The 25,980-nt window shown below is 33.4% G+C and carries 24 protein-coding genes, 1 tRNA gene and 4 pseudogenes; 12 read left to right on the top strand and 17 right to left on the bottom strand.

The window, feature by feature from the left end; translation table 11 throughout:
* Positions 1-5: 5 nt before the first annotated feature.
* Complete coding sequence (locus tag M3L71_RS01355) at positions 6-875, bottom strand: FKBP-type peptidyl-prolyl cis-trans isomerase (protein ID WP_264375137.1); 870 nt, start codon at positions 873-875, stop codon at positions 6-8.
* A complete protein-coding gene (locus M3L71_RS01360) occupies positions 868-1,650 on the bottom strand; it encodes a polyprenyl synthetase family protein (protein ID WP_280144086.1) in 783 nt (260 codons plus the stop codon). The genes M3L71_RS01355 and M3L71_RS01360 overlap by 8 nt, the downstream gene beginning before the upstream one ends.
* Before the next feature lie 127 nt (positions 1,651-1,777).
* On the opposite strand from M3L71_RS01360, the gene acpP reads away from it, so the two are divergent.
* The gene (gene acpP, locus M3L71_RS01365; RefSeq protein WP_264375139.1) at positions 1,778-2,038 is read left to right on the top strand and encodes an acyl carrier protein; all 261 of its coding nucleotides are present in this window, start codon (positions 1,778-1,780) and stop codon (positions 2,036-2,038) included.
* A 6-nt stretch (positions 2,039-2,044) separates the two neighbouring features.
* Positions 2,045-3,316 carry a beta-ketoacyl-ACP synthase II gene (gene fabF, locus M3L71_RS01370; RefSeq protein ID WP_280143780.1) on the top strand — a complete coding sequence of 424 codons (1,272 nt, stop codon included), beginning with the start codon at positions 2,045-2,047 and terminating at the stop codon, positions 3,314-3,316.
* Between the two features lie 31 nt (positions 3,317-3,347).
* Here fabF and M3L71_RS01375 read toward each other — a convergent pair whose 3' ends face one another.
* Positions 3,348-4,205: an IS630 family transposase gene (locus M3L71_RS01375; RefSeq protein WP_280143306.1), complete on the bottom strand. Its 858-nt coding sequence runs from the start codon at positions 4,203-4,205 to the stop codon at positions 3,348-3,350.
* A gap of 288 nt (positions 4,206-4,493) precedes the next feature.
* On the opposite strand from M3L71_RS01375, the gene murA reads away from it, so the two are divergent.
* Both murA and thyX read left to right on the top strand, forming a co-directional pair.
* Positions 4,494-5,771 (top strand): UDP-N-acetylglucosamine 1-carboxyvinyltransferase, encoded by a 1,278-nt coding sequence (gene murA / locus M3L71_RS01380; RefSeq protein ID WP_280143781.1) that lies wholly within the window; start codon positions 4,494-4,496, stop codon positions 5,769-5,771.
* A 9-nt stretch (positions 5,772-5,780) separates the two neighbouring features.
* Positions 5,781-6,623 (top strand): FAD-dependent thymidylate synthase, encoded by an 843-nt coding sequence (gene thyX / locus M3L71_RS01385; RefSeq protein WP_280143782.1) that lies wholly within the window; start codon positions 5,781-5,783, stop codon positions 6,621-6,623.
* 24 nt (positions 6,624-6,647) lie between these two features.
* On the opposite strand, the gene M3L71_RS01390 is transcribed toward thyX, so the two are convergent.
* Positions 6,648-7,808 carry a hypothetical protein gene (locus M3L71_RS01390; RefSeq protein ID WP_280143783.1) on the bottom strand — a complete coding sequence of 387 codons (1,161 nt, stop codon included), beginning with the start codon at positions 7,806-7,808 and terminating at the stop codon, positions 6,648-6,650.
* Positions 7,783-8,787 (bottom strand): annotated as a pseudogene (locus M3L71_RS01395) (IS630 family transposase). The gene M3L71_RS01390 and the pseudogene M3L71_RS01395 overlap by 26 nt, the downstream one beginning before the upstream one ends.
* 116 nt (positions 8,788-8,903) lie before the next feature.
* On the opposite strand from M3L71_RS01395, the pseudogene M3L71_RS01400 reads away from it, so the two are divergent.
* Positions 8,904-9,044: pseudogene (locus tag M3L71_RS01400) on the top strand (transposase); the annotation flags it as partial.
* Positions 9,045-9,158: 114 nt separating this feature from the next.
* Positions 9,159-10,191: pseudogene (locus M3L71_RS01405) on the top strand (IS4 family transposase); the annotation flags it as partial.
* A 337-nt stretch (positions 10,192-10,528) separates the two neighbouring features.
* Here M3L71_RS01405 and M3L71_RS01410 read toward each other — a convergent pair.
* Positions 10,529-11,167 (bottom strand): hypothetical protein, encoded by a 639-nt coding sequence (locus tag M3L71_RS01410; RefSeq protein ID WP_280143784.1) that lies wholly within the window; start codon positions 11,165-11,167, stop codon positions 10,529-10,531.
* 440 nt (positions 11,168-11,607) lie between these two features.
* Between M3L71_RS01410 and priA the strand changes: the two genes are divergently transcribed.
* The 3 genes from priA to M3L71_RS01425 all read left to right on the top strand — a co-directional run bounded on the left by priA (position 11,608) and on the right by M3L71_RS01425 (position 14,497).
* A complete protein-coding gene (gene priA / locus M3L71_RS01415; RefSeq protein ID WP_280143785.1) occupies positions 11,608-13,572 on the top strand; it encodes a replication restart helicase PriA in 1,965 nt (654 codons plus the stop codon).
* 123 nt (positions 13,573-13,695) lie between these two features.
* On the top strand, positions 13,696-13,977 hold the full coding sequence (locus M3L71_RS01420) for a hypothetical protein (RefSeq protein ID WP_280143786.1): 282 nt from the start codon (positions 13,696-13,698) through the stop codon (positions 13,975-13,977).
* Positions 13,961-14,497, top strand: coding sequence for an ankyrin repeat domain-containing protein (locus M3L71_RS01425; protein WP_280143787.1), 537 nt, complete (start codon positions 13,961-13,963; stop codon positions 14,495-14,497). Before M3L71_RS01420 ends, M3L71_RS01425 begins: the two co-directional genes overlap by 17 nt.
* Here M3L71_RS01425 and M3L71_RS01430 read toward each other — a convergent pair.
* The gene (locus M3L71_RS01430) at positions 14,489-14,947 is read right to left on the bottom strand and encodes a transposase (protein WP_280143788.1); all 459 of its coding nucleotides are present in this window, start codon (positions 14,945-14,947) and stop codon (positions 14,489-14,491) included. The two genes, M3L71_RS01425 and M3L71_RS01430, sit on opposite strands and share 9 nt — an antisense overlap.
* On the opposite strand from M3L71_RS01430, the pseudogene M3L71_RS01435 reads away from it, so the two are divergent.
* A pseudogene (locus M3L71_RS01435) lies at positions 14,941-15,941 on the top strand (IS630 family transposase). The gene M3L71_RS01430 and the pseudogene M3L71_RS01435 overlap by 7 nt on opposite strands.
* 237 nt (positions 15,942-16,178) lie before the next feature.
* Here M3L71_RS01435 and M3L71_RS01440 read toward each other — a convergent pair.
* The gene (locus tag M3L71_RS01440; protein ID WP_280143789.1) at positions 16,179-16,352 is read right to left on the bottom strand and encodes a hypothetical protein; all 174 of its coding nucleotides are present in this window, start codon (positions 16,350-16,352) and stop codon (positions 16,179-16,181) included.
* A 56-nt stretch (positions 16,353-16,408) separates the two neighbouring features.
* Here M3L71_RS01440 and M3L71_RS01445 point away from each other — a divergent pair, with 56 nt between their 5' ends.
* Complete coding sequence (locus M3L71_RS01445; protein ID WP_280143790.1) at positions 16,409-17,386, top strand: quinone oxidoreductase family protein; 978 nt, start codon at positions 16,409-16,411, stop codon at positions 17,384-17,386.
* Between the two features lie 127 nt (positions 17,387-17,513).
* On the opposite strand, the gene dapA is transcribed toward M3L71_RS01445, so the two are convergent.
* The 9 genes from dapA to elbB all read right to left on the bottom strand — a co-directional run bounded on the left by dapA (position 17,514) and on the right by elbB (position 24,279).
* Positions 17,514-18,395, bottom strand: a complete 882-nt coding sequence (gene dapA / locus M3L71_RS01450) for a 4-hydroxy-tetrahydrodipicolinate synthase (RefSeq protein WP_280143791.1) — start codon at positions 18,393-18,395, stop codon at positions 17,514-17,516.
* A gap of 9 nt (positions 18,396-18,404) precedes the next feature.
* On the bottom strand, positions 18,405-18,887 hold the full coding sequence (gene ssb / locus M3L71_RS01455; protein WP_006014313.1) for a single-stranded DNA-binding protein: 483 nt from the start codon (positions 18,885-18,887) through the stop codon (positions 18,405-18,407).
* A 68-nt stretch (positions 18,888-18,955) separates the two neighbouring features.
* Positions 18,956-19,029, bottom strand: a tRNA-Arg gene (locus M3L71_RS01460).
* Positions 19,030-19,041: 12 nt separating this feature from the next.
* A complete protein-coding gene (locus M3L71_RS01465; RefSeq protein ID WP_280143792.1) occupies positions 19,042-19,830 on the bottom strand; it encodes a hypothetical protein in 789 nt (262 codons plus the stop codon).
* The gene (locus M3L71_RS01470; RefSeq protein WP_010406999.1) at positions 19,827-20,435 is read right to left on the bottom strand and encodes a hypothetical protein; all 609 of its coding nucleotides are present in this window, start codon (positions 20,433-20,435) and stop codon (positions 19,827-19,829) included. Before M3L71_RS01470 ends, M3L71_RS01465 begins: the two co-directional genes overlap by 4 nt.
* Before the next feature lie 4 nt (positions 20,436-20,439).
* Positions 20,440-21,879, bottom strand: a complete 1,440-nt coding sequence (locus M3L71_RS01475) for a hypothetical protein (RefSeq protein ID WP_280143793.1) — start codon at positions 21,877-21,879, stop codon at positions 20,440-20,442.
* A gap of 270 nt (positions 21,880-22,149) precedes the next feature.
* A complete protein-coding gene (gene ispH, locus M3L71_RS01480) occupies positions 22,150-23,076 on the bottom strand; it encodes a 4-hydroxy-3-methylbut-2-enyl diphosphate reductase (RefSeq protein ID WP_139686676.1) in 927 nt (308 codons plus the stop codon).
* Between the two features lie 58 nt (positions 23,077-23,134).
* Positions 23,135-23,443, bottom strand: coding sequence for a hypothetical protein (locus tag M3L71_RS01485; RefSeq protein WP_280143794.1), 309 nt, complete (start codon positions 23,441-23,443; stop codon positions 23,135-23,137).
* Between the two features lie 137 nt (positions 23,444-23,580).
* A complete protein-coding gene (gene elbB, locus M3L71_RS01490) occupies positions 23,581-24,279 on the bottom strand; it encodes an isoprenoid biosynthesis glyoxalase ElbB (RefSeq protein ID WP_280144087.1) in 699 nt (232 codons plus the stop codon).
* 141 nt (positions 24,280-24,420) lie between these two features.
* Here elbB and M3L71_RS01495 point away from each other — a divergent pair, with 141 nt between their 5' ends.
* Complete coding sequence (locus tag M3L71_RS01495) at positions 24,421-25,419, top strand: glycine zipper family protein (protein WP_280143795.1); 999 nt, start codon at positions 24,421-24,423, stop codon at positions 25,417-25,419.
* The last annotated feature ends 561 nt before the right edge of the window (positions 25,420-25,980 follow it).

A 25,980-nucleotide genomic window follows, 5' to 3' on the forward strand; every position in this document is an offset into this window, starting at 1 on the left:
TTAAGCTATTTTTCAATAGTAGAATTCAAGCTTAAATCAATTATTGCAATATCACAATCTATGCCTTTTGTTAACACATCAGTTAAAAGATCAGGTGGGGAAAGAACTGTTCTTTTATTACCAGCTCTCATTCCCACAACTCCAAGTTCTATAGCAAGCGGCATTTTTCTGTCACCAACTTTAAACTGCACTGTTTGATCTTTGACTATATACTCACCATTATATCTCTTTATGCTATATTGAGCCGATATCTCATCACCACACTTTACTTGTTTTCTAGTTTTGTTAATTAAGTCATTAAAAATCATTAGGTTATTTACTGAATCAGGATATTTATCTTTTACTTCAATCAGTTTGATGTAATAAGAGTTAAAACTCATTTTGTTGTCATCAGCGGCAATAGTAACTACACGCTCTCCACCTTCTTTCATACCTATTACCCCCAAACTCACTTCTTTTTCACCTATTCTCAGAGTAATATCAGAGACTTGACTTGGTAATGCTGCCAGATTGTTGGATATTTTGTACATTTGTAGCAGGACTTCTTGGCCACAGAAAGCCTTACTGCCGCTGCCTTCAGTAATTTCATAAAATTTTATCGTCTCTTCTTCCTTTTGCTGTGTTATTTCTTCTAAATATTCTGCTAGCCCATGCTTTTCAATATAGCGATCAAGTGCTGATTCAAGTATGGGCTTTACTAGATAACGTGCTATCGTCTGTGTTAAACCATCATGTGTGGCATTTATCTCGTAAAGCTTGTCCTCTTTTTCCGGTTTATCTTTATTTATATAAACAATAGTGATTATAAAAACAGAAGCTAAAGTGAGAACCATTACTAGAAAGATAAATATTTGTAATATAATTTTTTTAACCATCTTTTTTTACTTGATTCAATAAATCATATAAGTCATTAGTATTCCCTGAAAGCGTACTTAAATTATCTGAGGCCTGTTTAAAGAGACTATCTATATAGTTTTCCATTTCATTTTTGCCAAGCACGGACATTAAATTGTTTGTTTTATCTTGCTCATAATCTTCAATATCATCCTTAGCTTGAAAAATAAGCCCCAGATTTATTCCATAGTTATATAACGCTCTCCGCTCCTTGGTTGTAGCATTGCCTATTATAGCCCCTATTTCGCATGAAGCTGCAAATAGTTTTGCAGTTTTCATCAAATGAATTTCCTTTATTTTATTCAAATCTGCATCTATATCCAAAATCTGTCCTCCCACCATTCCCCTAACTCCTATCGCTTGAGAGAGCACTTTGATGATCTCACAATTTAACGAAGATAATACCTCAAAAGCCAAAGTAAGTAGTGCATCTCCGGCCAGTACTGCTGTTGCTTCACCAAATTTTTTGTGGCAGCTCAGCTGGCCTCTTCGAGTGTCACTATTATCCATGCATGGTAGATCATCGTGAATTAGAGAGTAAGCATGAATAAATTCAATTGCTGCTGCTGCTGTTATTGCTTTTTCAACCTTTATGTTGAATATCGACGAAGATGCTATAACTAAAAAAGAACGTATATGTTTTGCAGGAGCAAGAAGCACATAACGCATAGCTGATATAAATTTATTCTCGCTATTTTCAGGTAAGAGCTTATTCACTTCTACAACAAGCAAATTTTTTGTTGTTTCGTCTAGCATTTTTAAATTCATTAACTATCGAGTGCTAAGAGATAGGAAGTTTTTAATAGTTTATATAATCATAAAAGCTATTGCAAACATCAAAATTTCTTATAACATCAGAGAATAGGTTATTTTTTAGTAAGAAATGAGCGAATTGGCAAAAAGCACTAGGGAAGATATAGAAGAAAAAGTAAAGAAGATTATACTAGAGCACATCAGTAAGGATGTAGAGAGATTTGGTAGTTCTTCAAAGCTTTCAGACCATGGCACAGATAGTTTAGATGCAGTTGAAATAATCATGGCAGCTGAAGAAGAATTTGGTATAGAGATTCCTGATGAAGATGCACAAAAAATGGAAACTATGGAACAGATAGTTGAATATGTAGTAAACAAAGCAAACAATTGATGTTGAATGAGCAGAAGAGTAGTAGTTACCGGTGTTGGCTTAATTACTCCACTAGCAGCAGATGTTAATAACACCTGGTCAAAGCTGAAAGAAGGTAAATCTGGCATCAAAGCAATCAATACAAATAGGTTTGATTCTTCTGATCTTGCTTGCAGAGTTGCAGGGCAAGTTCCAATGCAATCTGATGATATTGAGAACTATTTCAATCCATTAGATTATATTTCTGAGAAAGATCTAAAAAGAACAGATCGCTTTATTCACTACGGCGTTGCAGCAGCTATTCAGGCAGTAGATGATTCACTAATTTTGGAAAATAAAAATATTAATAAAGAGCGAATAGGTGTAGCTATTGGTTCTGGTATAGGTGGTCTTCCATCAATTCAGGAAAATGTAATTACCATGCAGGAGAAGGGGCCTAGACGTGTTAGCCCATTTTTTGTTCCTGCAAGTCTAATAAATTTGATATCTGGTCATATTTCTATTAAATACGAATTTATAGGTCCAAATGACTCAGCGGTAACTGCATGTGCAACAGGTGCGCATGCGATTGTAAACTCAGCAAGAGCTATAAAACTCGGTGAAGCTGACATTATGATTGCAGGCGGAGCAGAAAGTGCGTTATGCAGAGTTGGAATTGCAGGTTTTGCATCGATGAAGGCGTTATCAACTAAATTCAATGATAATCCTGAAGAATCCTCAAGGCCATGGGATGAAGAACGTGATGGATTTGTCATGGGCGAAGGAGCAGGTATATTAGTGCTGGAAGAGTATGAACATGCAAAAAAAAGAAAAGCAAAAATATATGCGGAACTCACTGGATATGGACTAACAGGAGATGCACATCATATCACAGCACCTCATCCAGAAGGAAGAGGCGCATTTAAGGCAATGGAGCTTGCTTTAAAGAATGCACAAATCAGCCCAAGTCAAATTGGGTATATCAATGCACATGGTACATCGACACCGCTTGGAGATAAAATAGAAGTAATAGCAATGAAGCAGTTATTCGGTGACTATGCCTATAAAATACCTGTTTCCTCGACTAAATCTTCTATAGGACATTTACTTGGTGCCACAGGAAGTGTTGAAGCAATATTTAGTATCCTTGCATTAAACAATGGAATTGTTCCACCAACTTTAAACCTACACAAACCTTCAGAAGGGTGTGATTTAAATTTTGTACCACTTAAAGCTCAAGAGCATAAAATTCAATATGCGCTTTCTAATTCATTTGGTTTTGGTGGTACCAACGCGTCTCTCATCTTTGGAAAGGTGTAGATATAGCTCTTTTCATAATAGTCCGGAAAGTTCATAGAAAAGCAGAATCAACAGCATGACGAAAAGATGTGAATAGAGGGATGTTTTTCCTAGCTCTATTTTTTATAGCAAACCAATGATGCTCAATTTTATTGAAATCTGGGGAATACGTAGGAAGATACAAAATTTCAGCACCAACTTCTTTAGCAAGTTCAGTAATCTTATTAGACTTATGAAAAGTAGCATTATCAAGGATAACAGTTTGTCCAGGTTCCAAAATAGGTGTCAAAAACTGCTCAAACCATTTATTAAAGATATCCATATTACAATGGCCCTCAAATGTTAACGGAACAACTATTTTTCTACTATTTAGAGCTGCAATCATGCTAATTCGTTGAGTTTTCTTTCCAGATTTTAGGGCATAAAATCGCTGTCCTTTCTGAGAATATCCATAGGGATAGTCTTCGGTATTATCAATACCAGATTCATCTATATATACTAAGTTTTGAGGTTCTTTCGTTGCTATAATTTTCAAAAATTCAGCACGTTTTTCTTCATTCCTTTCTTTGTATCCATATGTCTTTTTTGCGTGTGAGTCCAATTTTTTAAGAGCTAGATGAATCGTTGGGATACTAACATTACTCCAAAGCTTAGCCATTTCCGATAGAGTTTTTCCACCATGTTTTTTGGCAAATTCAGTAAATTTATTCCAGTCGGTAATTTTATGATTATAACCTCCATTTCCAAGTTTTTTCGACTGAAAATCTCCTGTTTCTTTTTTTCTTTGCTGCCACTCCCATAATGTAGTTCTTCCAATTTTAAATCTTTCTGCTACCGTTTCTCTGCTTTCCCCTTCGTCTAGTACCTCCATTGCTTTTTTTCTTAAATCATAACTATATGCTGCTGGCATACTTACCTTCACTACTATAAACTCTTATTTTAAACCGTTTGGACCATTATGAAAAGAGCTATAATTATGCTATTTTGAATCGACTACGAAAATGTTATTCGAGTAGCTGAAACTGGAATCCATTTAAATTGGTCAGCATAAAAGTAATGTTGAAATATAACATTTTGATGATGATGAAGAAATGGATCCTAGTGTCAGCTACTCGAATGACAGAAGAAGAAAAAGCAAAATTTTGCCTTTTACCGCTAACCTATTATACTTACTTGATAAGTTCTATCGCTTGATTAAATGCATAAAATATTAGTAAGAAGTAACCATAAGCCCTTGATTGGAAAAATCAAGATTAATGGTTCAAAGAATGCCGTCTTGCCAATAATGGCGGCAAGCTTGTTTAGTGATTCTTCAATAACTTTGCATAACGTACCTGATTTAATTGACGTGCATTTGATGTCTGAGCTGCTTAAGAGTCTTGGTGCAGAAGTAAATTTTATATGCAATAAAGACTATAAAGCAAATCACACTTTGGAATTTGACTGTAGCAATATCAATAACTATTTAATATCACATGAAATTGCAAGCAGACTGCGAGCATCTTTTTTAATGCTAGGTCCAATGCTCAGCAGATTTGGTAGAGTTTCAACAGTATTTCCTGGTGGATGTAATATTGGAAAACGTCCTGTTGACATTCATATTAAGGCACTTGAAGCAATGGGAGCTAAAATTGAAATTGATAGCTGTAATATAACCGCAACAACAAAGGGGAAATTGCAAGGCAAAGAAATAACATTTGAAAAAGTAAGTGTTGGTGCAACAGAAAATATAATAATGGCAGCAACACTTGCAGAGGGAGTAACAATAATAAACAATGCTGCAATCGAGCCGGAAGTTCTTGATTTAATAGAGTTTCTGAAGATTATGGGTGCCAATATTGAAGTTAATAATACAAAAATCACAATAGAAGGTGTTGAAGCATTGAATGGGTGTGAGCATAAAATAATACCAGATCGCATAGAGGCCGGTACTTATGCTTTGGCTGCTATCATTACCGACGGCGAGCTAAAGTTAGAAGGAGTAAGTTTGTCTGATATAGAATGTATTGCAAATGAATTGAAGACTATAGGAGCCAGAGTTGAGTTACATGATGATGGTATTATTATTTCTAGAAAAAATGGCTCTATTAAATCTGCTCACGTTGCAACAAATCCATATCCTAACTTTCCCAGTGATATGCAACCACAACTAATGTCTGCTATGTCAATTGCAGGTGGAATATCAATCATTGAAGAGAACGTTTTTGAAAGTAGATTTGCACATGCAAATGAGCTAAGAAAATTAGGCGCTAATATCAGCATCGAAAAAAGTAAAGCTACTATAAGTGGAACAAAGAGCCTATCTGGAGCTAATCTGCATGCTAATGACTTAAGGTCAACAGCAGCTTTAATTCTCGCTTCTTTGGTAGCCAAAGGAGAAACTACAATAAATAACTCACATCATTTATGGAGAGGCTATGAAGCAATGCACGAAAAACTCAATTCATGCGGGGCTGATATTTTCGTTTCATCTTGAGGATATATTATGAATGAGACAACTAAGCGAGCTACAGTAAAAGAAATAGATGACATTCTATACGAAGAACATAAGGTGTTAGATCATGGATTTGTTCGAGTGATTGATTATATGGGCTCTGATAGCGCCATAGTTCAAGCCGCTCGTGTTTCTTATGGAAAAGGAACAAAACAGATAAATCAAGATGAAGCGCTTATAAAATATTTGATGAGACATCATCATACAACTCCATTTGAAATGTGTGAAATTAAGTTTCACGTGAAACTTCCAATTTTTATTGCAAGACAGTGGATAAGACACAGAACTGCAAATGTGAATGAATATTCCGGAAGGTATTCGATACTTGATAATGAATTTTATATACCAGAACAGGTTGCAAAACAATCTGATAATAATAAACAAGGCAGCGGTGAAGCTTTTGACTCAAGTACTTCAAAAGAAATAATAGATTCTCTAATAAATGATTCTAATTTAGTATATTCTCATTATGAGAAATTTATTGAACAGGGCCTTGCAAGGGAAATTGCCCGAACTAATCTAACACTTAATTACTATACTCAGTTTTATTGGAAAATAGATTTACACAACCTTCTTCACTTTTTAAGGCTTAGAGCTGATCAGCACGCCCAATATGAAATTAGAGTCTATGCAGAAGTTATGTTGGACATAGTAAAGAAATGGGTCCCGCTGGCCTATAATGCTTTCATTGAATACTCCTTAAAATCAGCCTGTATTTCAAAAACTGGTCTTGAAATAATTCGCAAGCTAATAAAAGGAGAAAATGTTACGAGAGAAGAAAGTGGCATTGGTAAAAGAGAATGGGATGAGTTGATGTCTATACTTTGTAAATAACAAAAAAGATCAAGATATGTACGTTCACAGACTTGCAGGTGTGAACAACAATTGATTCATGCCTTTATCAACTGATATATCAATTATTTTTGAATTTGTTCTTTCTGTTATTTCATAAAGCTTTTCAGCTTTCTTTAACATCAGCGTTGCATTTCTAAGCGTAATAAAAATTTCGCAATAATCTGGAGAATTTTCAACATACATATTATATGAATAATGGTTTACAGCAAGTTCTATTGCCCTACAAACTTCCTCTAATGTAAAATTAGCAACTCCTGTATCAGGACAAAAGCCAATCGCTCCTTTACTAGGATCAAAAAATATGTATTTATCATTCTCTGCTTTATATACCAACATAGAATGAGCAATATTCTCGTCATCTTCATCATCTGCTCCATTACAAGCATAACAAGAAAAACTAAATTCTAAGTAGCATCCTATCTTCACATCATTTAAAGCACGTTTGATTTGTTCTTGATTAGTATAGACCCATACCTCTGTTGAAGATAAATCGTTACATGCTTGTTCATATATCGTCTCATCATAAAATGGATCTCCTTCTCGCCTTTCAATGCTCTGAACATCGAGAACAGGTAAGAATTGCAATAAAAACTGCATCATTAATAACTCAATCGTTTGTTCTTTTCTTCCATCAATATAGTCCATAAAATCTTGTTCAGATATAATATTACCAGACTCGAGGAATTGAACAAAATCTTTCCTATTCTCTAATCTTATAAAGGTAATAAAGTAATTTAATGGGTGACATAACCCTTCTTCAGGGTCAAAATCTAAAATTTCTTCAAATCTACTTTTTAATTGTCCAATTTCAGATATGCTATCTGACATGAAATCATTCAAATGAAATTGAATGGCTTGCTCACTTTCAAATAATTTATTATATTGTTCTTCAGCTGATAAATCTGGCGCTTTATATACATATCTACCATTTTCTCTACGTATACCTTCTATATCTTCAACGATACCACGTTCTATATTTTTACTGATAGCAATTTCTTTATTTCCTTGATTCCTTATATTAGTAAATAAATTTAAAAATTCTACAATTTGCTGCTTTGAAAGTGTTTTCTCAACCTCTCCATCTTTAATTTTAGAAAACACTCTAATTTTAGCATTCTCCTTGTAATACCAAAATCCATTACTGACGGAACAAATAAGAAACATTACAAACTCGTTTAATAGTAGTACTGGAAATATTGACAATAAAATTACACAAAACATCTTCAAGTAAACCTATGGTATCGTAGATACTATTGCGTAAAGTATTGTATTTGATATATTGCCACAACCTTTCAACAGGATTCAGTTCCGGTGAATAAGGAGGCAAGTATATGATGGTAATGTTTTCCTGAATTTTCAAACTTTTTGATCTATGCCAACTTGCACAATCCATTACAAGAAAGGCTTCTTTCGTGCCTAAATCTTTCGACATCTGCTCCAGAAATATATTCATACAATCAGTGTTTACATATGGAGCAAGTAGGCTAATTTTCTTACCACTTCTTGGATTTACCGCACTTTAGATATAGAAATTTTGTCTACCAATTTTCATTTTAACCTGCGTTCTGACCCCTTTTAAACCATCCGTGTCCGATTTTTGAATGAGTCCCAAATCGTGATTCATCAAAAAAAACACCTCCCTTTTAGGGTGGAAATTGACTATTTTATTGAAGTATCTTTTAAACTCTTCTTGCTTGTTTTTATCTTGTTTATGGTGCATTGGCCTCGGTGTTATGTAAGAAAATTTCATCCTTTGTATCTCACGGTGCACTGTTGATTTGCTGATGTTTAGGGCAAATTCCTCTGAGATTTTTATTTGTACTTCCTTAATAGTAATATTTGGATTTCTTTCTACCCATATTTCAATTTGCTCACGTTGATTTTTGTTTAATTTGCTTTTTCTTCTCCGCTGAAACGGGGCAAATAATTTTTCTACTCTACCAAATTTTAGATGCTTTATCCATTCAGTCAAAGCAGTCCTTGAAATTTTACATATTCTTGCCACAGCGCTTATACTACTTTCTTTTCCTGCTATCACCGCTTGTAACTTTTTTGAAACATATGCGTTATTTCTTACCTTTTTTAACATTTCTTTCGCTAAATTTACAACTCTTTCGTCTAATAGTTTTGACCTTAATGCCATTTATACCTCGCTATTTCACTTACTCTAGTATGACTTTTTCCCCATTATTCTCTATCTGTTCTTTCTATAGCGGGAATTGGTATGAAAAAGAGGTATTCAATATATTGTTGGAGAAGATGTTATTACCTAAATTGCCACTTGGCACAACCATAGTTATGGATAATGCTACATTTCATAAGACCACTAAAACAAAATCATTAATAGAGTCTTTTGGCTTTCACGTGCTGTATCTTCCAACATATTCACCAGATTTGAATCCCATAGAACACTGTTGGCATACCATCAAAAGCCGCCTCAGACCTCTAATGTATAAATGTACAGACTTACAACTTTTGGTTGGTAATACCATAATGGAAATTTATCCATTCATTTTAGAAAATACTATAGTTTCCCTATACTAACAAGATCAGGAATTTAAAACCCACCATGGCTTCAGAGTACTTGCATTTGATGCTTCAATACTGATTCTGCCAAAGAGCGACAAAATAATAGGCGAGTTTGGCTCAAGAGCAGTATGAAATCGAATCCAGAGATTTGAAGACTATACAAGTGCAACCTTTGAAGTTTGCTACGATGTGCCAAATAATATTGCAATAAAATCTGTGCTAAGTAGAGGTGACAGCTATGAGGTTGATTTAGCGATCGGTATGCTTGAATCCATAAAATCAGACGATTTGTTAATCTGTGATAGAGGATACGTATCTTATCGATTTCTTGCTGAGCTTACAGGAAGGAAAATCAATTATATAATTCGCTGTTCAAGTTCGTCTTTCAATGAAATAAACGCTATGTTTAAGCCGGAAAGCCCATCTAGTACGGTGGTAGTGTCTACCGCACCTATTAAAGTAGCAAGACAGCTACGAAAGCTAGGATTACCTGATGAGATGAAATTCAGGTTAGTCAAAATAATACTTTCTTCTGGAGAAGTTGAAGTATTAGTAACATCTCTGTTAGATGAGAAACGTTTTACAGTTGAAGAGTTTGAGAGATTATATTACTTGCGCTGGGGAGTAGAAACATTTTTTTCTAGGCTGAAGGGAAGATTAAATTTAGAGAATTTCACAGGAAAAAGTATTGAAACTATCAAGCAGGATTTTTGGTCAACTATCTTCATCAGTAATCTAGAAAGTATCATGATAGAAGATGATGAAGAGACATTGAGCTCACAGAATAGTAAACTAAAAAAAAAGCATCAATAAATCTGTCTCATTTAATGCGATTAAAAACTTATCCTTTGATATTTTTTCTACAGAGTCAGACATAGACTGCATTATGTATCGACTATCACAGTTATTTTTGATGAACACTTTAGTGGTGAGAAAAGGGAGAAGAGTTGATCGTCATAAGATATCTGATATTCGTTCACTCAACTACCAGAAAAGAGCTAGAAAACATGTGTTTTAAATTCAAGATATCTTTTCAGTATCATTGTATTAGTACATTCTTTGCAAAATAACCTGCAATTATTACTTTTTTAAATAACTTGCACTTTTCAGACTCCCTTTTCTTAAAAATTCACCCTAGTATTTACCATAATTATCAATCACTTCAAATTTTTTGTCCAATCTTAACTTCTCTTTCCCTTAACTTAATGGCAGTGATAACTAGCTAATCCCCCATATTTTACTTCTATTGTAAGCTGATCGTTTATTACTATACTTTCTTTATTTGGAAATAATTTTTTAATCAAAGTTTGTGATTTATCATATTCAGAATTTGTTTTAAATTTCATATTCACCTCTTAAAAATTTTCACTATAAATAAGTCTTGAGAAAAATGCGTTAACTGTAGATTCAGCCTTTACCTTGTTTTTGCATAACTGCTTAGATAGTTGATCATCGCTAAAAAGCAGATTCTTAGTATCGAGATATTTAGCATAGTTGCCAGCAAGTATTGAGTAGAAACCGCTTTCAAGTTCAAGATAAGAGCTGCTATTCAGAACAAAAAATAAATCGCTCTGGTCAAGCAGTATGTCATAACCAGAGCTCGTGCAATGTAAGTATTCATTGCCTTCATACTCTGCTATGTAGTACTTACTTGCATCAAGATCACCATCAAGCTGCAAAATTGCCGCTGAACGTCCATTCCCAGTACTATGGACTTTTATTACTTTAAGTACTTTAATCTCATCATTTTCTATGAGTTCTCTTAACTTTTCATTCTTTTGACTTAATTCTTTCTCTGCTTTTCTTCTGTCTTCTTCTAATTTTATTTCTTTTTCAACAAGCTCATTTTGTATTTGCAAAAACATATCTTGAATGGTTAAGCCATTTAGAAAGTAATCCAATACAATTGACACAAACGGCTGCAATTCACCATTATCTTCAAAGCTCTTTTCCTGCTTTTTGTCATATTGAGTGGGGTTATAGATTGCATACATAGGATAAAAGCCATAATTCACCTCGTCGAATGATAACTCTATCGAAAATCCGCTCTGATCAAGTGGAAGTTTAGTAGCTAAATATCTACCATTATTATCACCATTATTATCTCTGACATACAGCTCATTTATACCATAGTGCCCACTATATTTGTTTTAATAAATATAAAAATTCTCAGGATTAAGATTAAAGTAATCATCTAAATTGTTAGGTTTACCGAGCTTTTCACATAGAAAACTCTTGCTCTTATCTGTAAGTTTGATGCGTGTAGAGAAGTAACACCGATCTATTCGGTCACCTTTTTCTATTTCAAAGTCTAGGACTATTTTATCGCTAAACATACAGAATTTCCTCACATTTCCAATATTTATGATTATAAATTGTGTACTATGAAAAAAGCATTAAGGCTTCTTTATGTATCTAAAAACAGCGCTAACTTATGACAAGAATAGTTGACGTATTACTACCACTTCCAATTGATCAGCTATTTTCATATGCAATTGAGAAAGATACTGAAGTTTCAATTGGAGATTACGTAGTGGTGCCGTTTGGAAGAAAGCGTTTGATTGGAATAGTTTGGAAATATAGCGGCAAGAGTGATCGAGAATTAAAATGCATTGAACAAAAGATCGAGTTACCGAGCATCAGACCAAAACTGATCGAATTTGCAGAGTGGGTTGTGCAGTATAATGTAATACCTATTGGTATGCTTGCAAAAGTGATAATGGGAGGAGTATTAAAGGTAAATCAGATAGATAAGTTAGTTTTCACTAAGCAAAAGCAGGAAATAAGTGAAATAGATTGCCAATTAAGCCCTGAGCAGCAAGCAGCTCGCGATAAGATAATAAGTAATTTGAATGAGTATTCAGTGACTTTGCTTGACGGTGAAACCGGGTCTGGAAAAACGGAAGTTTATCTCTCTGTGATTGCAAGGTTAATTGAAATCGTAAACGATGCACAAGTCCTGATCCTTCTGCCAGAAATTGTCCTAACTTCACAATTAGTAAATCGTGTTCACAGTCAGATATCTGGAAATATAGCTGAGTGGCATTCAGGACTTACTCCCAAAGCTCGCCGAAATAATTGGCTCAGTATCGCAAATGGAAGTGCGCAGATCATTATTGGGGCAAGGTCAGCACTTTTTTTACCTTATAAAAACCTAAAATTAATCATCATTGATGAAGAGCATGACTCATCCTTTAAACAAGAACAGGGGATTATATATAATGCTCGAGATATGGCCATTATCTTAGCCAAGCTCGAAAATATTTCGATTATTTTATCATCCGCCACTCCGCTACTTGAAACAATTTATCATGTTAAAAAAGGGAATTACAATCATGTAAAATTGACTAAACGATTCGGTGGTGCAGAGTTGCCACAAATAAAAGTAGTAAATAATAAGCAATGGATTTCCAATGAACTTTTCGAAGGAATAAAACAAACCATAGAGAAAAAACAGCAGGTTATGCTCTTTCTAAACCGCAGAGGATACGCACAACTTGCAGTTTGTAAAAAGTGTGGATACAAAATTTCCTGCTCAAATTGCACTGTATGGCTTACTTACCACAAGAAAAAGAACGTCCTTTTGTGTCACCATTGTTCTTATCAATCAAAACTTCCAGAAAAATGCTCCAATTGTCAAAGTGAGCAGTCATTGCTTCTTTATGGTGTGGGAATTGAAAGGTTAGTTGAAGAAATAGTGAAATTAATACCAAATGCAAAAACTGCGATTATCAGCAGCGATCAGAAGTCGCTTGGTAGCGTCATTGACTCAGTGCTCAAGGAAGAGGTGAATATTATAATCGGTACACAAGTGATTGCTAAAGGGCATAATTTCCCTAAATTAACTTTGGTTGGAGTGATAAATGCAGATTTAGGACTTGAAAATTATGACCTCAGGGCAGCAGAAAAGACGTATCAATTATTGCATCAAGTTGCGGGTAGATCTGGGAGGTTCAACGAAAAAGGAACGGTAATAGTGCAAACTAATAATCCTGAAAGTTTGATAATAAAAGCATTGCAGCAGCAAAAAAGGGATTTGTTTTATGAAATTGAACTTGAGTCAAGACGCAAAGCTAAAATGCCCCCATTTAGTAGGCTAATAGCGCTTATAGTTTGTGGTAAGGATCAATTTGCAACGCAGAAAGCAGCAAATGAGATAACAAACTTTTTGCATAATCAATTTTCAACTACCTCTCAGCACTTGAAATTGAAAGAATTTGAAATTTTTGGCCCATCACCAGCAGCAATAAATTTCTTAAATAATAAATATCGGTATAGAGTGTTACTCAAAATACACAATAAATACAGTCTGTCTATAAAGAAAAAGCTGAAACATTGCTGTAACTTGAGTTCAAACATTGCAATAACAATAGATGTTGACCCTGTGAGTTTCTTTTGATGCGGTCGGAATTTATTTGACATTTGTAGGAATTGCTAATAAGTTCTATTAAATTTTTAATTAAAAATTTGACTTTTATTAGAATTTATTATATAATTAATATAATTAGAATAAGGAGATGGTATGACTGCTTTACTTAAAATCATTAATGATAAAGAAAAGAAATTTACAGAAAAAATTAAAGAGTTACAAGAATATCTTAATGATAATAAGGAAATTGTGATTAACAAGGAGTTATTCATACTGGCTCTTTTAAATATATACCCTAGAAATGGAGATGTTATCAATAATGAAGTAGAAAAGATAGTATACCCTATATTGCACCACTGCATTGCACACGATAGTGCAATATCTGAGGAAAAAAAAGGAGTTATCGTTTCAAGGAGTGATGGATATCTTAAATGAAGCAGTGCATAGCCATATTAGTCTTGAGAGTTTCTACAAATTGATAAATTTTCAAGGTCAAAATGGAAATACATTATTACACCAAGCTGTTATAAGTAATGATACTGATGCTATAGTAGCCCTTTTGGAATATGGTGCAAATCCTTTGATAGAGAATGTAAATAAGCAAATTCCATTAGATTTAGCTCAAGGAGATACAAAAAAAGTACTCATTGAATGTATGAAAAACCAAGCTAAATTGAAAAAAGAAAGTGCTAGATGTAATAGTTTGATTGGCATTATACCTGGCGTTTTTCTTGGCATTGGACTCGGTGTTGGTGGTGCTTTAGTCCCTTCAATGACTATTATATTATGCGCACTCGCAGTATCTGCTCTTGTTGCTGGAATAGCAGTTGGAGTGGCTATATATTTCCTAAGTCAAGACTATAAACAGGCTAAATCAATAGAAGAAGCTGTTAATACTCAACTCTTTTCTGTCGAGCATGAAAATACTGCAGATAATAAAGCAGTACTAGGATAACTGTGAGTTTTTTAACATTAGATTTCTTGCATAATCAAGTGTGATCCCAGTGTCAGCTATAGTATTTTCTAAAATGAATGGATAAATTTCCATTATGGTATTACCAACCAAAAGTTGTAAGTCTGTACATTTATACATTAGAGGTCTGAGGCGGCTTTTGATGGTATGCCAACAGTGTTCTATGGGATTCAAATCTGGTGAATATGTTGGAAGATACAGCACGTGAAAGCCAAAAGACTCTATTAATGATTTTGTTTTAGTGGTCTTATGAAATGTAGCATTATCCATAACTATGGTTGTGCCAAGTGGCAATTTAGGTAATAACATCTTCTCCAACAATATATTGAATACCTCTTTTTCATACCAATTCCCGCTATAGAAAGAACAGATAGAGAATAATGGGGAAAAAGTCATACTAGAGTAAGTGAAATAGCGAGGTATAAATGGCATTAAGGTCAAAACTATTAGACGAAAGAGTTGTAAATTTAGCGAAAGAAATGTTAAAAGGTAAGAAATAACGCATATGTTTCAAAAAAGTTACAAGCGGTGATAGCAGGAAAAGAAAGTAGTATAAGCGCTGTGGCAAGAATATGTAAAATTTCAAGGACTGCTTTGACTGAATGGATAAAGCATCTAAAATTTGGTAGAGTAGAAAAATTATTTGCCCCGTTTCAGCGGAGAAGAAAAAGCAAATTAAACAAAAATCAACGTGAGCAAATTGAAATATGGGTAGAAAGAAATCCAAATATTACTATTAAGGAAGTACAAATAAAAATCTCAGAGGAAATTGCCTAAACATCAGCAAATCAACAGTGCACCGTGAGATACAAAGGATGAAATTTTCTTACATAACACCGAGGCCAATGGACCATAAACAAGATAAAAACAAGCAAGAAGAGTTTAAAAGATACTTCAATAAAATAGTCAATTTCCACCCTAAAAGGGAGGGGTTTTTGATGAATCACGATTTGGGACTCATTCAAAAATCGGACACGGATGGTTTAAAAAAGGGGTCAGAACGCAGGTTAAAATGAAAATTGGTAGACAAAATTTCTATATCTAAAGTGCGGTAAATCCAAGAAGTGGTAAGAAAATCAGCCTACTTGCTCCATATGTAAACACTGATTGTATGAATATATTTCTGGAGCAGATGTCGAAAGATTTAGGCACGAAAGAAGCCTTTCTTGTAATGGATTGTGCAAGTTGGCATAGATCAAAAAGTTTGAAAATTCAGGAAAACATTACCATCATATACTTGCCTCCTTATTCACCGGAACTGAATCCTGTTGAAAGGTTGTGGCAATATATCAAATACAATACTTTACGCAATAGTATCTACGATACCATAGGTTTACTTGAAGATGTTTTGTGTAATTTTATTGTCAATATTTCCAGTACTACTATTAAACGAGTTTGTAATGTTTCTTATTTGTTCCGTCAGTAATGGATTTTGGTATAAATATCCTTTTTCGTTTTGCACATTAGCTCCTGCTTTTATTAAAACTTGCGCTAGATTTGTTAAAGTGTACGTTTTATAGTTAATGGCGATGGAAAAAAGACTATCTATTGGAAAGCCATCATAATCTTTCAACTCAAACCTGTGATTAATATCAAATCCTTTTTTTCCCAAGAAGTATATAAATATTTACAATAGTCTCCTTTTTTATCTGATTTTTGCATTTTACATTTTAACCTTTCTTTTATTTTTATTATTGGTATCTAAATCGTCATCTTCATCCACTTCACACAACACATTGAATAAAACACCATAAAGCCAAGTTTCTCTGTTTGTCATAATTTGTGCCTCAAAACTATTAACAATACGCTTATGTAGTGTATAAACTCCAAATAACATTTTGCAAAATATTAATTGCTAGATAACATAATTAAAGTTTTTGTCTTACATTTATCATGGTTAGAGCTATACAAATTAAAAAAACTGGGGGGCCAGAAGTATTAGAATTTGTAGATAAGAGCATAGGTGAGCCAAAAGATGAGGAAGTCTTAATACGTCATACAACTATCGGCTTAAATCGTTATGATTTAGAACACAGAAAAGCTACACGCAAAATTAAAGATCTGCCATCAGCACTTGGAGTAGAGGCAGTAGGAGTTGTTGAAAAGCTTGGTAAAAAAATTAGTGATGGACTTAAGGTTGGAGATAGAGTTGGATATTGCACAGCTCCTCCAGGGGCATATTGTGAAAAGCGCATTGTACACCAGAAATATTTGATAAAAATTCCGAATGATATACCTGATGAAGTTGCTGCTTCAGTATTGTTTAAAGGTATGACAGCTCACTATTTAGTTAATCAATCTTATAGAATCAGGCCTGGTGCTTTTGTACTAGTTCATGGAGCTAATGGTGGTTTGGGGCAAATAATATGCCAATGGGCAAAGGATAAAAAAGGTGTAGTGATAGGTTCTATAAGCTCTGACGAAAAAATGAAGATAGCTTTACAAAGTGGCTGCACATACGCAATAAACTACAATGATAAAGATTTCGTTTCTAAAATCATGGAGATTACGAAAAATAGAGGAGTAGGTGCGGTGTATGACCCTATAGGTTACGCTACAAGCAAGCTCTCTTTTGAATCTTTAGGTAAGTTTGGCATATATGTTTCCTATGGGCAGATATCAGGTAATGCTCCTATTAATTTCTCTTTACTCAGTTCGCGTTCGTTATTTGCAGCTGGAACTTCGATATATCACTACAAGCACAATAGACTTACGTTAGTGCTTACTGCAATGGAAATTTTTGAAATGATAAGAAAAAAACTTTTAATTGTACGAATTAATAAAAAATATAAATTTGATGAAATAATAGAGGCTCATCGTGACATGGAAAATAGAAAAGTAAGTGGGCTAAATATTATCAAAGTTTCTTAAATAACTTAGTAACCTAAAATAATTATTCATTAAGTCATATCAACAATAATTTCAAATGGTTAGTTTTCTTATAACAAGTTAGTTTATTTGATGCAGGTGTAGAAGTTGATGATGTGTGTTCCTAGCTTTAGCTATTAGTCAATTCTTTCCATCCAAGAATCATTTTATTAGCTTGCCTCAATGTTTCAATAGAAGGCAAGTCTTCTGTGCTTAGTGGTAGACGAACAGTTTTGTGTTCTATAAGCCCAATGTCATGCAAGAGTGCTTTAGTAGGTATTGGATTGCTGGCAGTAAATAGAGTTTTGCAAGCTTGTTGCCAACTGTCTGCCTGAGGGTTCTCGCCACTCATGCATTGCTTAACATATTCATGTACTACACGTGGCCAAACATTGGCAGCAACAGAAACCAGACCAGCCGCACCCTTAGCAGCCATATCGGGTGTCATATTATCATCTCCGCAAAAGACCTCAATATTTGGTGCAACTTTCTTATACTGAGTTAAAGTATCAACGGTGCCACTTGAATCTTTGATAGCCCAAAATTTTTCGTGGCTGGATAAGTTGCGTACAGTTTCAGCGTGAAGACTCACTCCTGCTCTTGATGGAATATTGTAAAGCATGGCTGGCACATGTGCTTTTTCAAGCAGCTTTTCAAACCATAAAGTTTGCCCCATGATTCCAGGCTTTGCATAAATGGGAGTTGTCATTAGATAGCCATGAATAGGCATACCCTTGCAAAAATCAAGCCATTCAAGAGTATGATATAGATTCACTCCTGGTACACCAATTATAATTTTTGTATTTAATTTTAGCTCACATACAAATTCAACTAATGTGGGCTTTTCAGAATCAGTAAGTGATAAGCTTTCACCTGTGCTACCTAGCAAGACTACACCATTTTCAGCTTCATCTTGCATTGTTAGTAAACGCTGCAAGCTTTGGTAATCTATACTATCTCCACTGCAATTAAAAGGAGTAACACAAGCAGTCCATAAAAATGTAGATTTCAATTGAAGTTATTAAAATGGTATTTCATCATCGATTAGTTCGTCTTTTATATCGTTGTCAAAACTTCCGTGTTTATCTTTTTGTTCTGTTTCATTTTGTTTGTATTCACTTGGCTTGTAATCAGAGTTTGACATACTGTTGCGTGAATCTAAAAGGGTAAGGGCACTATTAAAGTTATATAGCACCACCTCTGTCGTATACCTTTCGCTACCATTTTGGTCAGTCCATTTTCTAGTTCTCAGAGAACCTTCAACGTAAACTTTACTACCTTTGCGCGCAAAATCCTTAACAATTTTTACTAATCCTTCACTAAAAATTACAATATTATGCCATTCTGTCTTTTCAGAGCGCGTACCAGAAAATTTGTCAGTCCAACTTTCAGATGTGGCTATCGAAAAACTTGCCATCTCTTTTCCATTTTGTGTAGTCCTAATTTCAGGATCTTTTCCTAAATTACCAACTAATATGACTTTATTTATAGTACCACTAGACATAATTATGCTTTAAAATAAATCTCTTTATTATCTTATGTGAGAGTATTATTGTCAAATTTAATTAAAAACGCGCTTGGAGGGATTCGAACCCACGACCTTTGCCTCCGGAGGGCAACGCTCTATCCAACTGAGCTAAAAGCGCAGATGTATTAGATTATTTAATAGATAAACTATCTAAATCAAATTTTTGTTCTTGATAAAGCGTAAACATAATACCTCCATGTCCAAAATGTACATTTTTAGAATTGCTTATCCGTTCTTTTGTTATCTTTTGGTTTACAGCCCATGAAAAAGTTACATAATTTTCAGTTACTGAGTGCACTTTTAAATCCTTAGTATTGATAAACAACTTTCCATTTACCCATATTTTCCATGTATCGGGGGAAAAGTATAAAATTGAATCTAAACTGACTACTTTACAATTGAAATTTTCTTCCTCTGTAACTCCTGAAGACTGTAAGTTAAACTTTTCCATCTCACTAACTATTCTATTAACCTGCTCTTCATCAAAAAAAATGCTTTTTATGCTACCATATTGCGATAAAGTACTCTCTGCTGCCTCTTTTATTATATCGTCTCGATCTATATAATAATTGTTGATAAAAAAACACTCCTTCGCACGCAAATTTGCTATATCAATGAAGTCATTTATTTCTTGATTTCCAACTTTTAAAATACTTTTTAAGTACTTCTTTTCTATAATCATTCCATCATTAGAATGATGACAGACCATTTCATCATTGCCTTGTCTTTCTATATATACACATAAATTTTCACTATTTAACCCTAATATTTTATGCTCAATAAAATCTTCATTACTAATATGCTGTTGGCAAGAATATTTTTTACAAATCCCTATATTTTCTACAAGATCTTCGCAATTGCAATATGCACTAAAATTAAAAAATAGCAGCGTAAAAATAAAAAACAACTTTATATTCATCTACTTAATATGGTATACCAATCAAAAACTATACTAGCTCTCACTATCTCTATCATATTACCACTTAAAATCTGGTTTATAACTTTAGCATCTATATTTCTCTGCTTATTCAAGGTAAGAGATCTGATCATAACATAACCAGGAAGATTTGGAATAGACTGTAGAAATAAAAAAATATGCTTATCGCTAATTGAGCTTAAACTTAGAACCACTTCACTTCTTATTACTTTTGTATGTTCACTTTTATTGTGGAGTTCAGCTTCTTCAGGTATAGAAATTGATATTTCAGGTTCTAACATGTAGTGTTTTTTATATAGCTTGTTAAGCTCAAAATTTAAATTTGTAATGTATCTGCTACTATGTAAGTTTGAAGAAGAAATCCTTTTCCATAAATCTAGGTTTTTATTTAGAACGACTTCTTTCTTTTGAATTTCAATGATCTGTAAATTAATAGAGCGTATTTCCTCAGCTGCAGTTTGATTTTTATTATAAACCTTTTTGTTATAGATAATAAAACACGTTGATAACCCTATTAATACAATAGATAACAATAAGTAATATATGCACTGAATTGTAGCTTTTCTTTTTAGTTGAGAGATAGTCATCAATCTACATTGCCTCTCCTATTTCAACATCAATAGATAGATTTTTCTCTTTAGTAGTAGGTAAGCTAGAAATACTAATATCATGAGTACGGAAATTATCGTTTAAATTTTTCTGTAGTTTCTCGTATTGATAAGAAATGTCTTTACCAGATTGAAAATTAAACCTTAAAGTTGTGGTAATATAACTTTTTGCCTCATTATAATTCCACTCAAATAATTGAAGCTCTACATCTGGTACTTTTAGCTTTTCTACATACTTAACCTGTATGAGAGGAGAGTACTCTATTTTTGATAAAATATTATTTATATTAATAAAATCGTAAACTTCATCTATCTTTTTTACATTATAGCTTTGGCTAAGTTTTATTAGTTTGTTATTTAAAGCACTCCTCGTTGCAGATAAATTATCAGCAACATTAAAATTTGAATACAAATTTTGCAAACAAAAGGTGTTAATTACAATTAAAGTCAAAAGGAGGTATAGAAAAATCCGAGGAGAGTTTAAATAAAGGTAATTGAATAGATAAAATTCTTTAGTTTCTTTTGTATTAAAAACATCTGTTGGCTTATTCTTAAAGCTATGGAACAAAATTGTAGTATCACAAAAGCTATCTTTTTCGCATATAGCTAATTCTGCTCCCAATAGTTTACCTAGCTCATATGGAGTCAATATGTTCACACTATTCTCTGAAAAATTTATAACTGATAAACTAGATTTAATAGCTTCTGATACTATGATGCAAAGGTCGATAGGGTCATTTTTTTCAAATCCAAACTTAGTTAAAGATTGAATTGTATTTTTCACTTCCTGATATATTTCACCAGCAATGATTCCTGGTAAATTATCATTAGTAAATGGTATTAAACGTGTAAATATCATTTTGTTCTCTTTAAGAACCACTTGTCTATAGCCACCTGTTTTAGTTGCAGCAACTATAATTTTCCAGTTACTAGGATCTTTGTGTAGAATCTTTTTTTCTATACTGACTAGTTCTATAGGAAACATTAATATTCCTTTAAAGTTAGAGCCTATTTCAACAAACACGTCCAACCAATATTCTATTAAATGATTTGCTTTTGATGAAACAAATAGATACCACCAGTTTTGATTAAATTTATTCGGCTTTTCGACCAAGAGAATAGAATTTATATCGTTATTATGAGCAAAATGCTCTACTTTTGTTTTTGCTGATAGATAAGCACTAATCCTATTTACTCTTGGGATAGACTGTAGCAAATAGTTCTGATCAGTGTGATTGAGAACCAGATATAAGGGTGCTTTTTTATCTGATGAGAGACATGAAATTAAGTCAGAAACAACTTTATTATTTTTGTCCTTAGCAAAATATCTTTTATTTAAAGTATCATTTTTAAAATATAGTAACATTGTGCCTTCTTTTCCTATAGAAAGCATAAACTTACTTTTGGGTTTTGACCCAAACATATTAACAAAGTGTATACTCATCTAGAATTAAAAAGGTAATTTATTGAAATTCATTAAACATTAGATGACAATATTACTTATATTATAAGTTTTTGATAAAATTAGTAGTAATATTAACCCTTTTGTATGATGAAGGTTTTTTATATTTGTGCTAGACACAACTTAACCTGACAAACGAGGATTAATTATATCTCAGCTTGATATTTTATTCTCCAACAGACTGAAAATTGAATTGAGCTAAAGACTTGATTTGACGCACGTTGTTGCACATTACCATTTAGTATACTTGAACTGAACATTTTCAGTGAATCCATCTGGCATGACTGAAACTTTTGTATTCATATTTATTTTTAAGTAATTTACTAGCTCGTCAACTAATATATCAGGAGCAGAAGCACCTGCAGTAATTCCTATTTTTTCTGCGCCCTGCAACCAATTTTTGTTCATACATTTATAATTATCAATCAAATAGGCTCTTTTTCCTGTGGAAATGCACAGGTCTAATAAACGGTTTGAATTTGAACTGTTTTTGCTTCCTACAATTAACACTACGTCTGTAATTTTAGCCAATTTTTTAACAGCGTTCTGCCTATTTTGTGTTGCATAGCATATATCTTTTAAGTCGGGGCCTGTAATGCTTGGAAATCTGAGCTTCAGTGTAGCAATAATTTCTTTGGTATCGTCAATACTTAACGTGGTTTGTGTTACATAAGATAAATTATCTGGATCTTTGATTTGTAAATTGTATACGTCTTGCATAGTTTGCACTAGAGATATAGGATTACTTACTCTTCCTATAATTCCTTTAACTTCTGGATGATTTTCATGTCCAATTAGAATTAATTCTTTACCACTATCCTCATACCTTTTTGCCTCTTTATGTACTTTGCTAACTAATGGACATGTTGCATCAATCACTTGAACACCCTTTCTTTTTGCCTCATCCTCTATACTTTTAGACACTCCATGTGCGCTAAAGATCAATATTCCTCTATTGTCTTTAATGTCTTCTATGCTGCTTACAAAAACCACTCCTTGTTTCTTGAAGTCCTCTACTATATACTTATTATGAACGATTTCGTGTAGTACATAAACTTGGCGTTCATTTTTGTATTTCTCTAAAGTGATTGCTAATATGTCTACAGCTCTTTTAACCCCTGCACAGAAACCGCGTGGTTCAGCTAAGATAATCTCCATTTTTTAAGTAAGTATGTAAACATTGCTAAAAAGTAAGCTCCGCTCACTATGTTTCATATCATGACTGCTTTACTATAATTTCAAATTTATCATTACCAAGATTTTTGTTAATATACCAGGAACCGTCATCTTTAATTACAAATTCAGGACCCTTAAGGTCTCTTTTTATTGTCCTTCCATCTTGGCCATCCATAGCAATATGGATATCGAATGTAACGATGTCTAGATTTAACATAGCCTTTTTCCCACTTTGTGAATTTAGGCTAAACTTGCCCAACATGACATCATTAATACTCACTTCTCCTGCATAAGTATCACACTGACCATCTATACAACACTCACTTTTAATATAAAAAAGATCTAACATATTTAAATCTATAAAAAAAAGAAGTAAATTTATATACTAAATACAATTCATCATTAATAAGCAACTATAGATTACTTTGGCTACAGCAATAATGCAACTGGAAGTATAACATAATTAATTGTATAAGAAACTACACTTTAGAGAAATGGTTGTTTAGTTTTTTTATTAATTTTTTTCACCATACTGTCAATCATGTGTTTTATTCCTTGATATACAGAGTGTGTACTTTCATCACTACGCATATAAGCAGAGCAGGAAAATATATTATGCTTTTCGTCTTCTATTGATAGCTTTGTATCGCATGTTATATGTTCGCCGCCGAGCTTCTCTATCAACTGGTCTTTGTCGTTTCCTATAGTTACCTTAATCTTACTTTCTTCTTTACCTATCTTGCTACTTAAAATTAAAACAATAATGGCTGGAGATATACATATAGTTCCTATTGGCTTTTTTGCAACAAAGAACTCTGAGACTAATCTTTCAAACTCAGGCATTACTGTTTTATTTTCAGCTAAGTCAGATAAATTTTTCGCAACTCCATATCCACCAGGTACGACTAGCATGTCAAAATTTTCAGCTTTAGCTTCTCTTAAATCATTTATCTCACCTCTTGCAATTCTTGCTGATTCTACAAGTACATTCCTTTTTTCTTTTACTTCTTCTTTTGTTTTGTGATTCATAACTTGTGTGATATCAACATCAGGAGCAAAGCACGTGACTTCAACTTCCTGCTGATCAAATACAAGCAGAGTTAAGACTGCTTCTCTCACCTCTGTGCCGTCGAGGTGGCCGCATCCTGATAAAACCACAGCGGCTCTTAATTTTTTCTCACCCATAAAATACCTTGATTTCATATAATCTAGGTATTGTAATACAAATTCCATATTTGGAAAGGAGTAATTATTTTATGTCAATTATAATATAATTAATAATTAGTATATATAATTAGGCATATTTATAATTGATGGGAATTGAATATGGTACAAGGTGGTGCAGCAAACTCAGCTATTTCCGAGAAGTTAATTGAAAGTGTAGTGGAATATATTATTGGAAAAGAGGATTTGTTACAAAAATTGGATAGTCTACTAATACTAGATGGCTTTGAAAAGAAAGGTGAAACTTCTGACAAATCAGATATCAGTAAATTTCTGATGAACAAACCAGTTTTTATTGAGGGTGTAATGAGTCTTATGTTCGAGAATTTTGAGAAGAACAAAGTTGAATTAGAAAAATTTATAAAACTAGCAGATAAAACAGAAGGCATGGAGAAAGAGCTTGAAGCTTTAGGTAACCAACTGTTAGCTCAGGGGGTAATAAGTGGAGCAGCAGTGACAACACTAACAGGTGCACTAGCAGTTTTATTAACAGTAGGAGGAGTGACTGGTGCATTAATTGTTGGCGGAGCAGCATTAGTAGGGTTTGTAGCACTAGTTGCTATAGCTGCTATTGGTTATGCTATATATCAGCATAGAGGTGAGATAAAAGAAGGAGCGATGAAAGCAGGAAAAGAAGTGAAAAGTTTTGTGAAAGATGTGATCGATAAATTACCTACGATTCAAGCAAGAGAGAATAATTTTAGAAAGTTAATAAGCAATTTGACAGAAAAGGGTCTTAGAGCTAATGGAGAAGAAAGAACAATTCTTGATAATAAAGTAAAAATAATAGAAATGCTTCGAAATCAAGAGCAGAAATCTGCTATACAAGAGTTAGTAAAGGATGGAGACATTAAAGAATTTTCAAAAAAGGATATGGAAAGACTTCTACAAAAGGGCCTCAGTACTCATCTAGATGATCAAAAACCATTTGATGATCTTATAGATAAATTTCAACCTGCAATTATGAAATTCGGTAATGATAAAATAGAGGAGTTGGAAAAAAAGGTTAATGAGAAAGTTGCAGCAATGAAGCCAAGTTCTAAAGTGAAGGAGTCAAATTCTGAACAAGTTGATGGAAACAACATTGCAAAATATAATTGATGCATTTGGGGAGCCTTTTAATATATCTGTCTATCTTATTTTGCCACCCTGCTAAGCGGACACAAAAAATTACTTCCGCGTATTTTGAATCCAATTATAATTACAATTAGAGATATTTATTGAGCTCAAAAATCTATTTCCGTCTGCAGACCTTTTTTATTAAACTCATAAAAAATGTAGCGTATCCTCTTCAGTGTATACTTAATTTCTGTCATATGTGCGCTGCATTTTTTTCTAATCTTTTTTACAGGGGGATTTTATGTCCAGAATTCCAGATATTTTACCTTTACTTTAGCTGATAAAAACCAACTGGTACCTGCGGTTTTTATAGCTACGTTTCTCAAACAAGTTTCAAATGAATAGATTTCTTGCATAACTGGAATTCAAAAGTTGATGTCATTCTAGCGCGTGACTCTAGAATCCAGTCCTTTTGTGCAAAAAACGTTGTAAAGTGTTTACCAACTTAGTTGGATCCCAGTGGGCTTTGTTGCATCGCTCAAGTGAAAAGAACTGGCAGTTACTGACAAAATTCATTATAAATAGCCATTTAACTGTTGAAGA

The sequence above is a fragment of the Wolbachia endosymbiont of Frankliniella intonsa genome (assembly GCF_029856955.1).
Lineage (GTDB): Bacteria > Pseudomonadota > Alphaproteobacteria > Rickettsiales > Anaplasmataceae > Wolbachia.

Bases quoted from the DNA above. Each gene is read 5' to 3' on its own strand.
- M3L71_RS01355 (WP_264375137.1), bottom strand. From the start codon at position 875: ATGGTTAAAAAAATTATATTACAAATATTTATCTTTCTAGTAATGGTT.
- fabF (WP_280143780.1), top strand. From the start codon at position 2,045: ATGAGCAGAAGAGTAGTAGTTACCGGTGTTGGCTTAATTACTCCACTA.
- M3L71_RS01485 (WP_280143794.1), bottom strand. From the start codon at position 23,443: ATGTTAGATCTTTTTTATATTAAAAGTGAGTGTTGTATAGATGGTCAG.
- M3L71_RS01430 (WP_280143788.1), bottom strand. From the start codon at position 14,947: ATGCCATTTATACCTCGCTATTTCACTTACTCTAGTATGACTTTTTCC.
- murA (WP_280143781.1), top strand. From the start codon at position 4,494: ATGCATAAAATATTAGTAAGAAGTAACCATAAGCCCTTGATTGGAAAA.
- ssb (WP_006014313.1), bottom strand. From the start codon at position 18,887: ATGTCTAGTGGTACTATAAATAAAGTCATATTAGTTGGTAATTTAGGA.
- M3L71_RS01445 (WP_280143790.1), top strand. From the start codon at position 16,409: ATGGTTAGAGCTATACAAATTAAAAAAACTGGGGGGCCAGAAGTATTA.
- M3L71_RS01470 (WP_010406999.1), bottom strand. From the start codon at position 20,435: ATGACTATCTCTCAACTAAAAAGAAAAGCTACAATTCAGTGCATATAT.
- M3L71_RS01425 (WP_280143787.1), top strand. From the start codon at position 13,961: ATGGATATCTTAAATGAAGCAGTGCATAGCCATATTAGTCTTGAGAGT.
- M3L71_RS01475 (WP_280143793.1), bottom strand. From the start codon at position 21,879: ATGTTTGGGTCAAAACCCAAAAGTAAGTTTATGCTTTCTATAGGAAAA.
- priA (WP_280143785.1), top strand. From the start codon at position 11,608: ATGACAAGAATAGTTGACGTATTACTACCACTTCCAATTGATCAGCTA.
- M3L71_RS01360 (WP_280144086.1), bottom strand. From the start codon at position 1,650: ATGCTAGACGAAACAACAAAAAATTTGCTTGTTGTAGAAGTGAATAAG.
- elbB (WP_280144087.1), bottom strand. From the start codon at position 24,279: ATGGGTGAGAAAAAATTAAGAGCCGCTGTGGTTTTATCAGGATGCGGC.
- M3L71_RS01420 (WP_280143786.1), top strand. From the start codon at position 13,696: ATGACTGCTTTACTTAAAATCATTAATGATAAAGAAAAGAAATTTACA.
- M3L71_RS01410 (WP_280143784.1), bottom strand. From the start codon at position 11,167: ATGTATGCAATCTATAACCCCACTCAATATGACAAAAAGCAGGAAAAG.
- M3L71_RS01390 (WP_280143783.1), bottom strand. From the start codon at position 7,808: ATGTTTCTTATTTGTTCCGTCAGTAATGGATTTTGGTATTACAAGGAG.
- ispH (WP_139686676.1), bottom strand. From the start codon at position 23,076: ATGGAGATTATCTTAGCTGAACCACGCGGTTTCTGTGCAGGGGTTAAA.
- thyX (WP_280143782.1), top strand. From the start codon at position 5,781: ATGAATGAGACAACTAAGCGAGCTACAGTAAAAGAAATAGATGACATT.
- M3L71_RS01465 (WP_280143792.1), bottom strand. From the start codon at position 19,830: ATGAATATAAAGTTGTTTTTTATTTTTACGCTGCTATTTTTTAATTTT.
- M3L71_RS01495 (WP_280143795.1), top strand. From the start codon at position 24,421: ATGGTACAAGGTGGTGCAGCAAACTCAGCTATTTCCGAGAAGTTAATT.
- acpP (WP_264375139.1), top strand. From the start codon at position 1,778: ATGAGCGAATTGGCAAAAAGCACTAGGGAAGATATAGAAGAAAAAGTA.
- M3L71_RS01440 (WP_280143789.1), bottom strand. From the start codon at position 16,352: ATGTTATTTGGAGTTTATACACTACATAAGCGTATTGTTAATAGTTTT.
- M3L71_RS01375 (WP_280143306.1), bottom strand. From the start codon at position 4,205: ATGCCAGCAGCATATAGTTATGATTTAAGAAAAAAAGCAATGGAGGTA.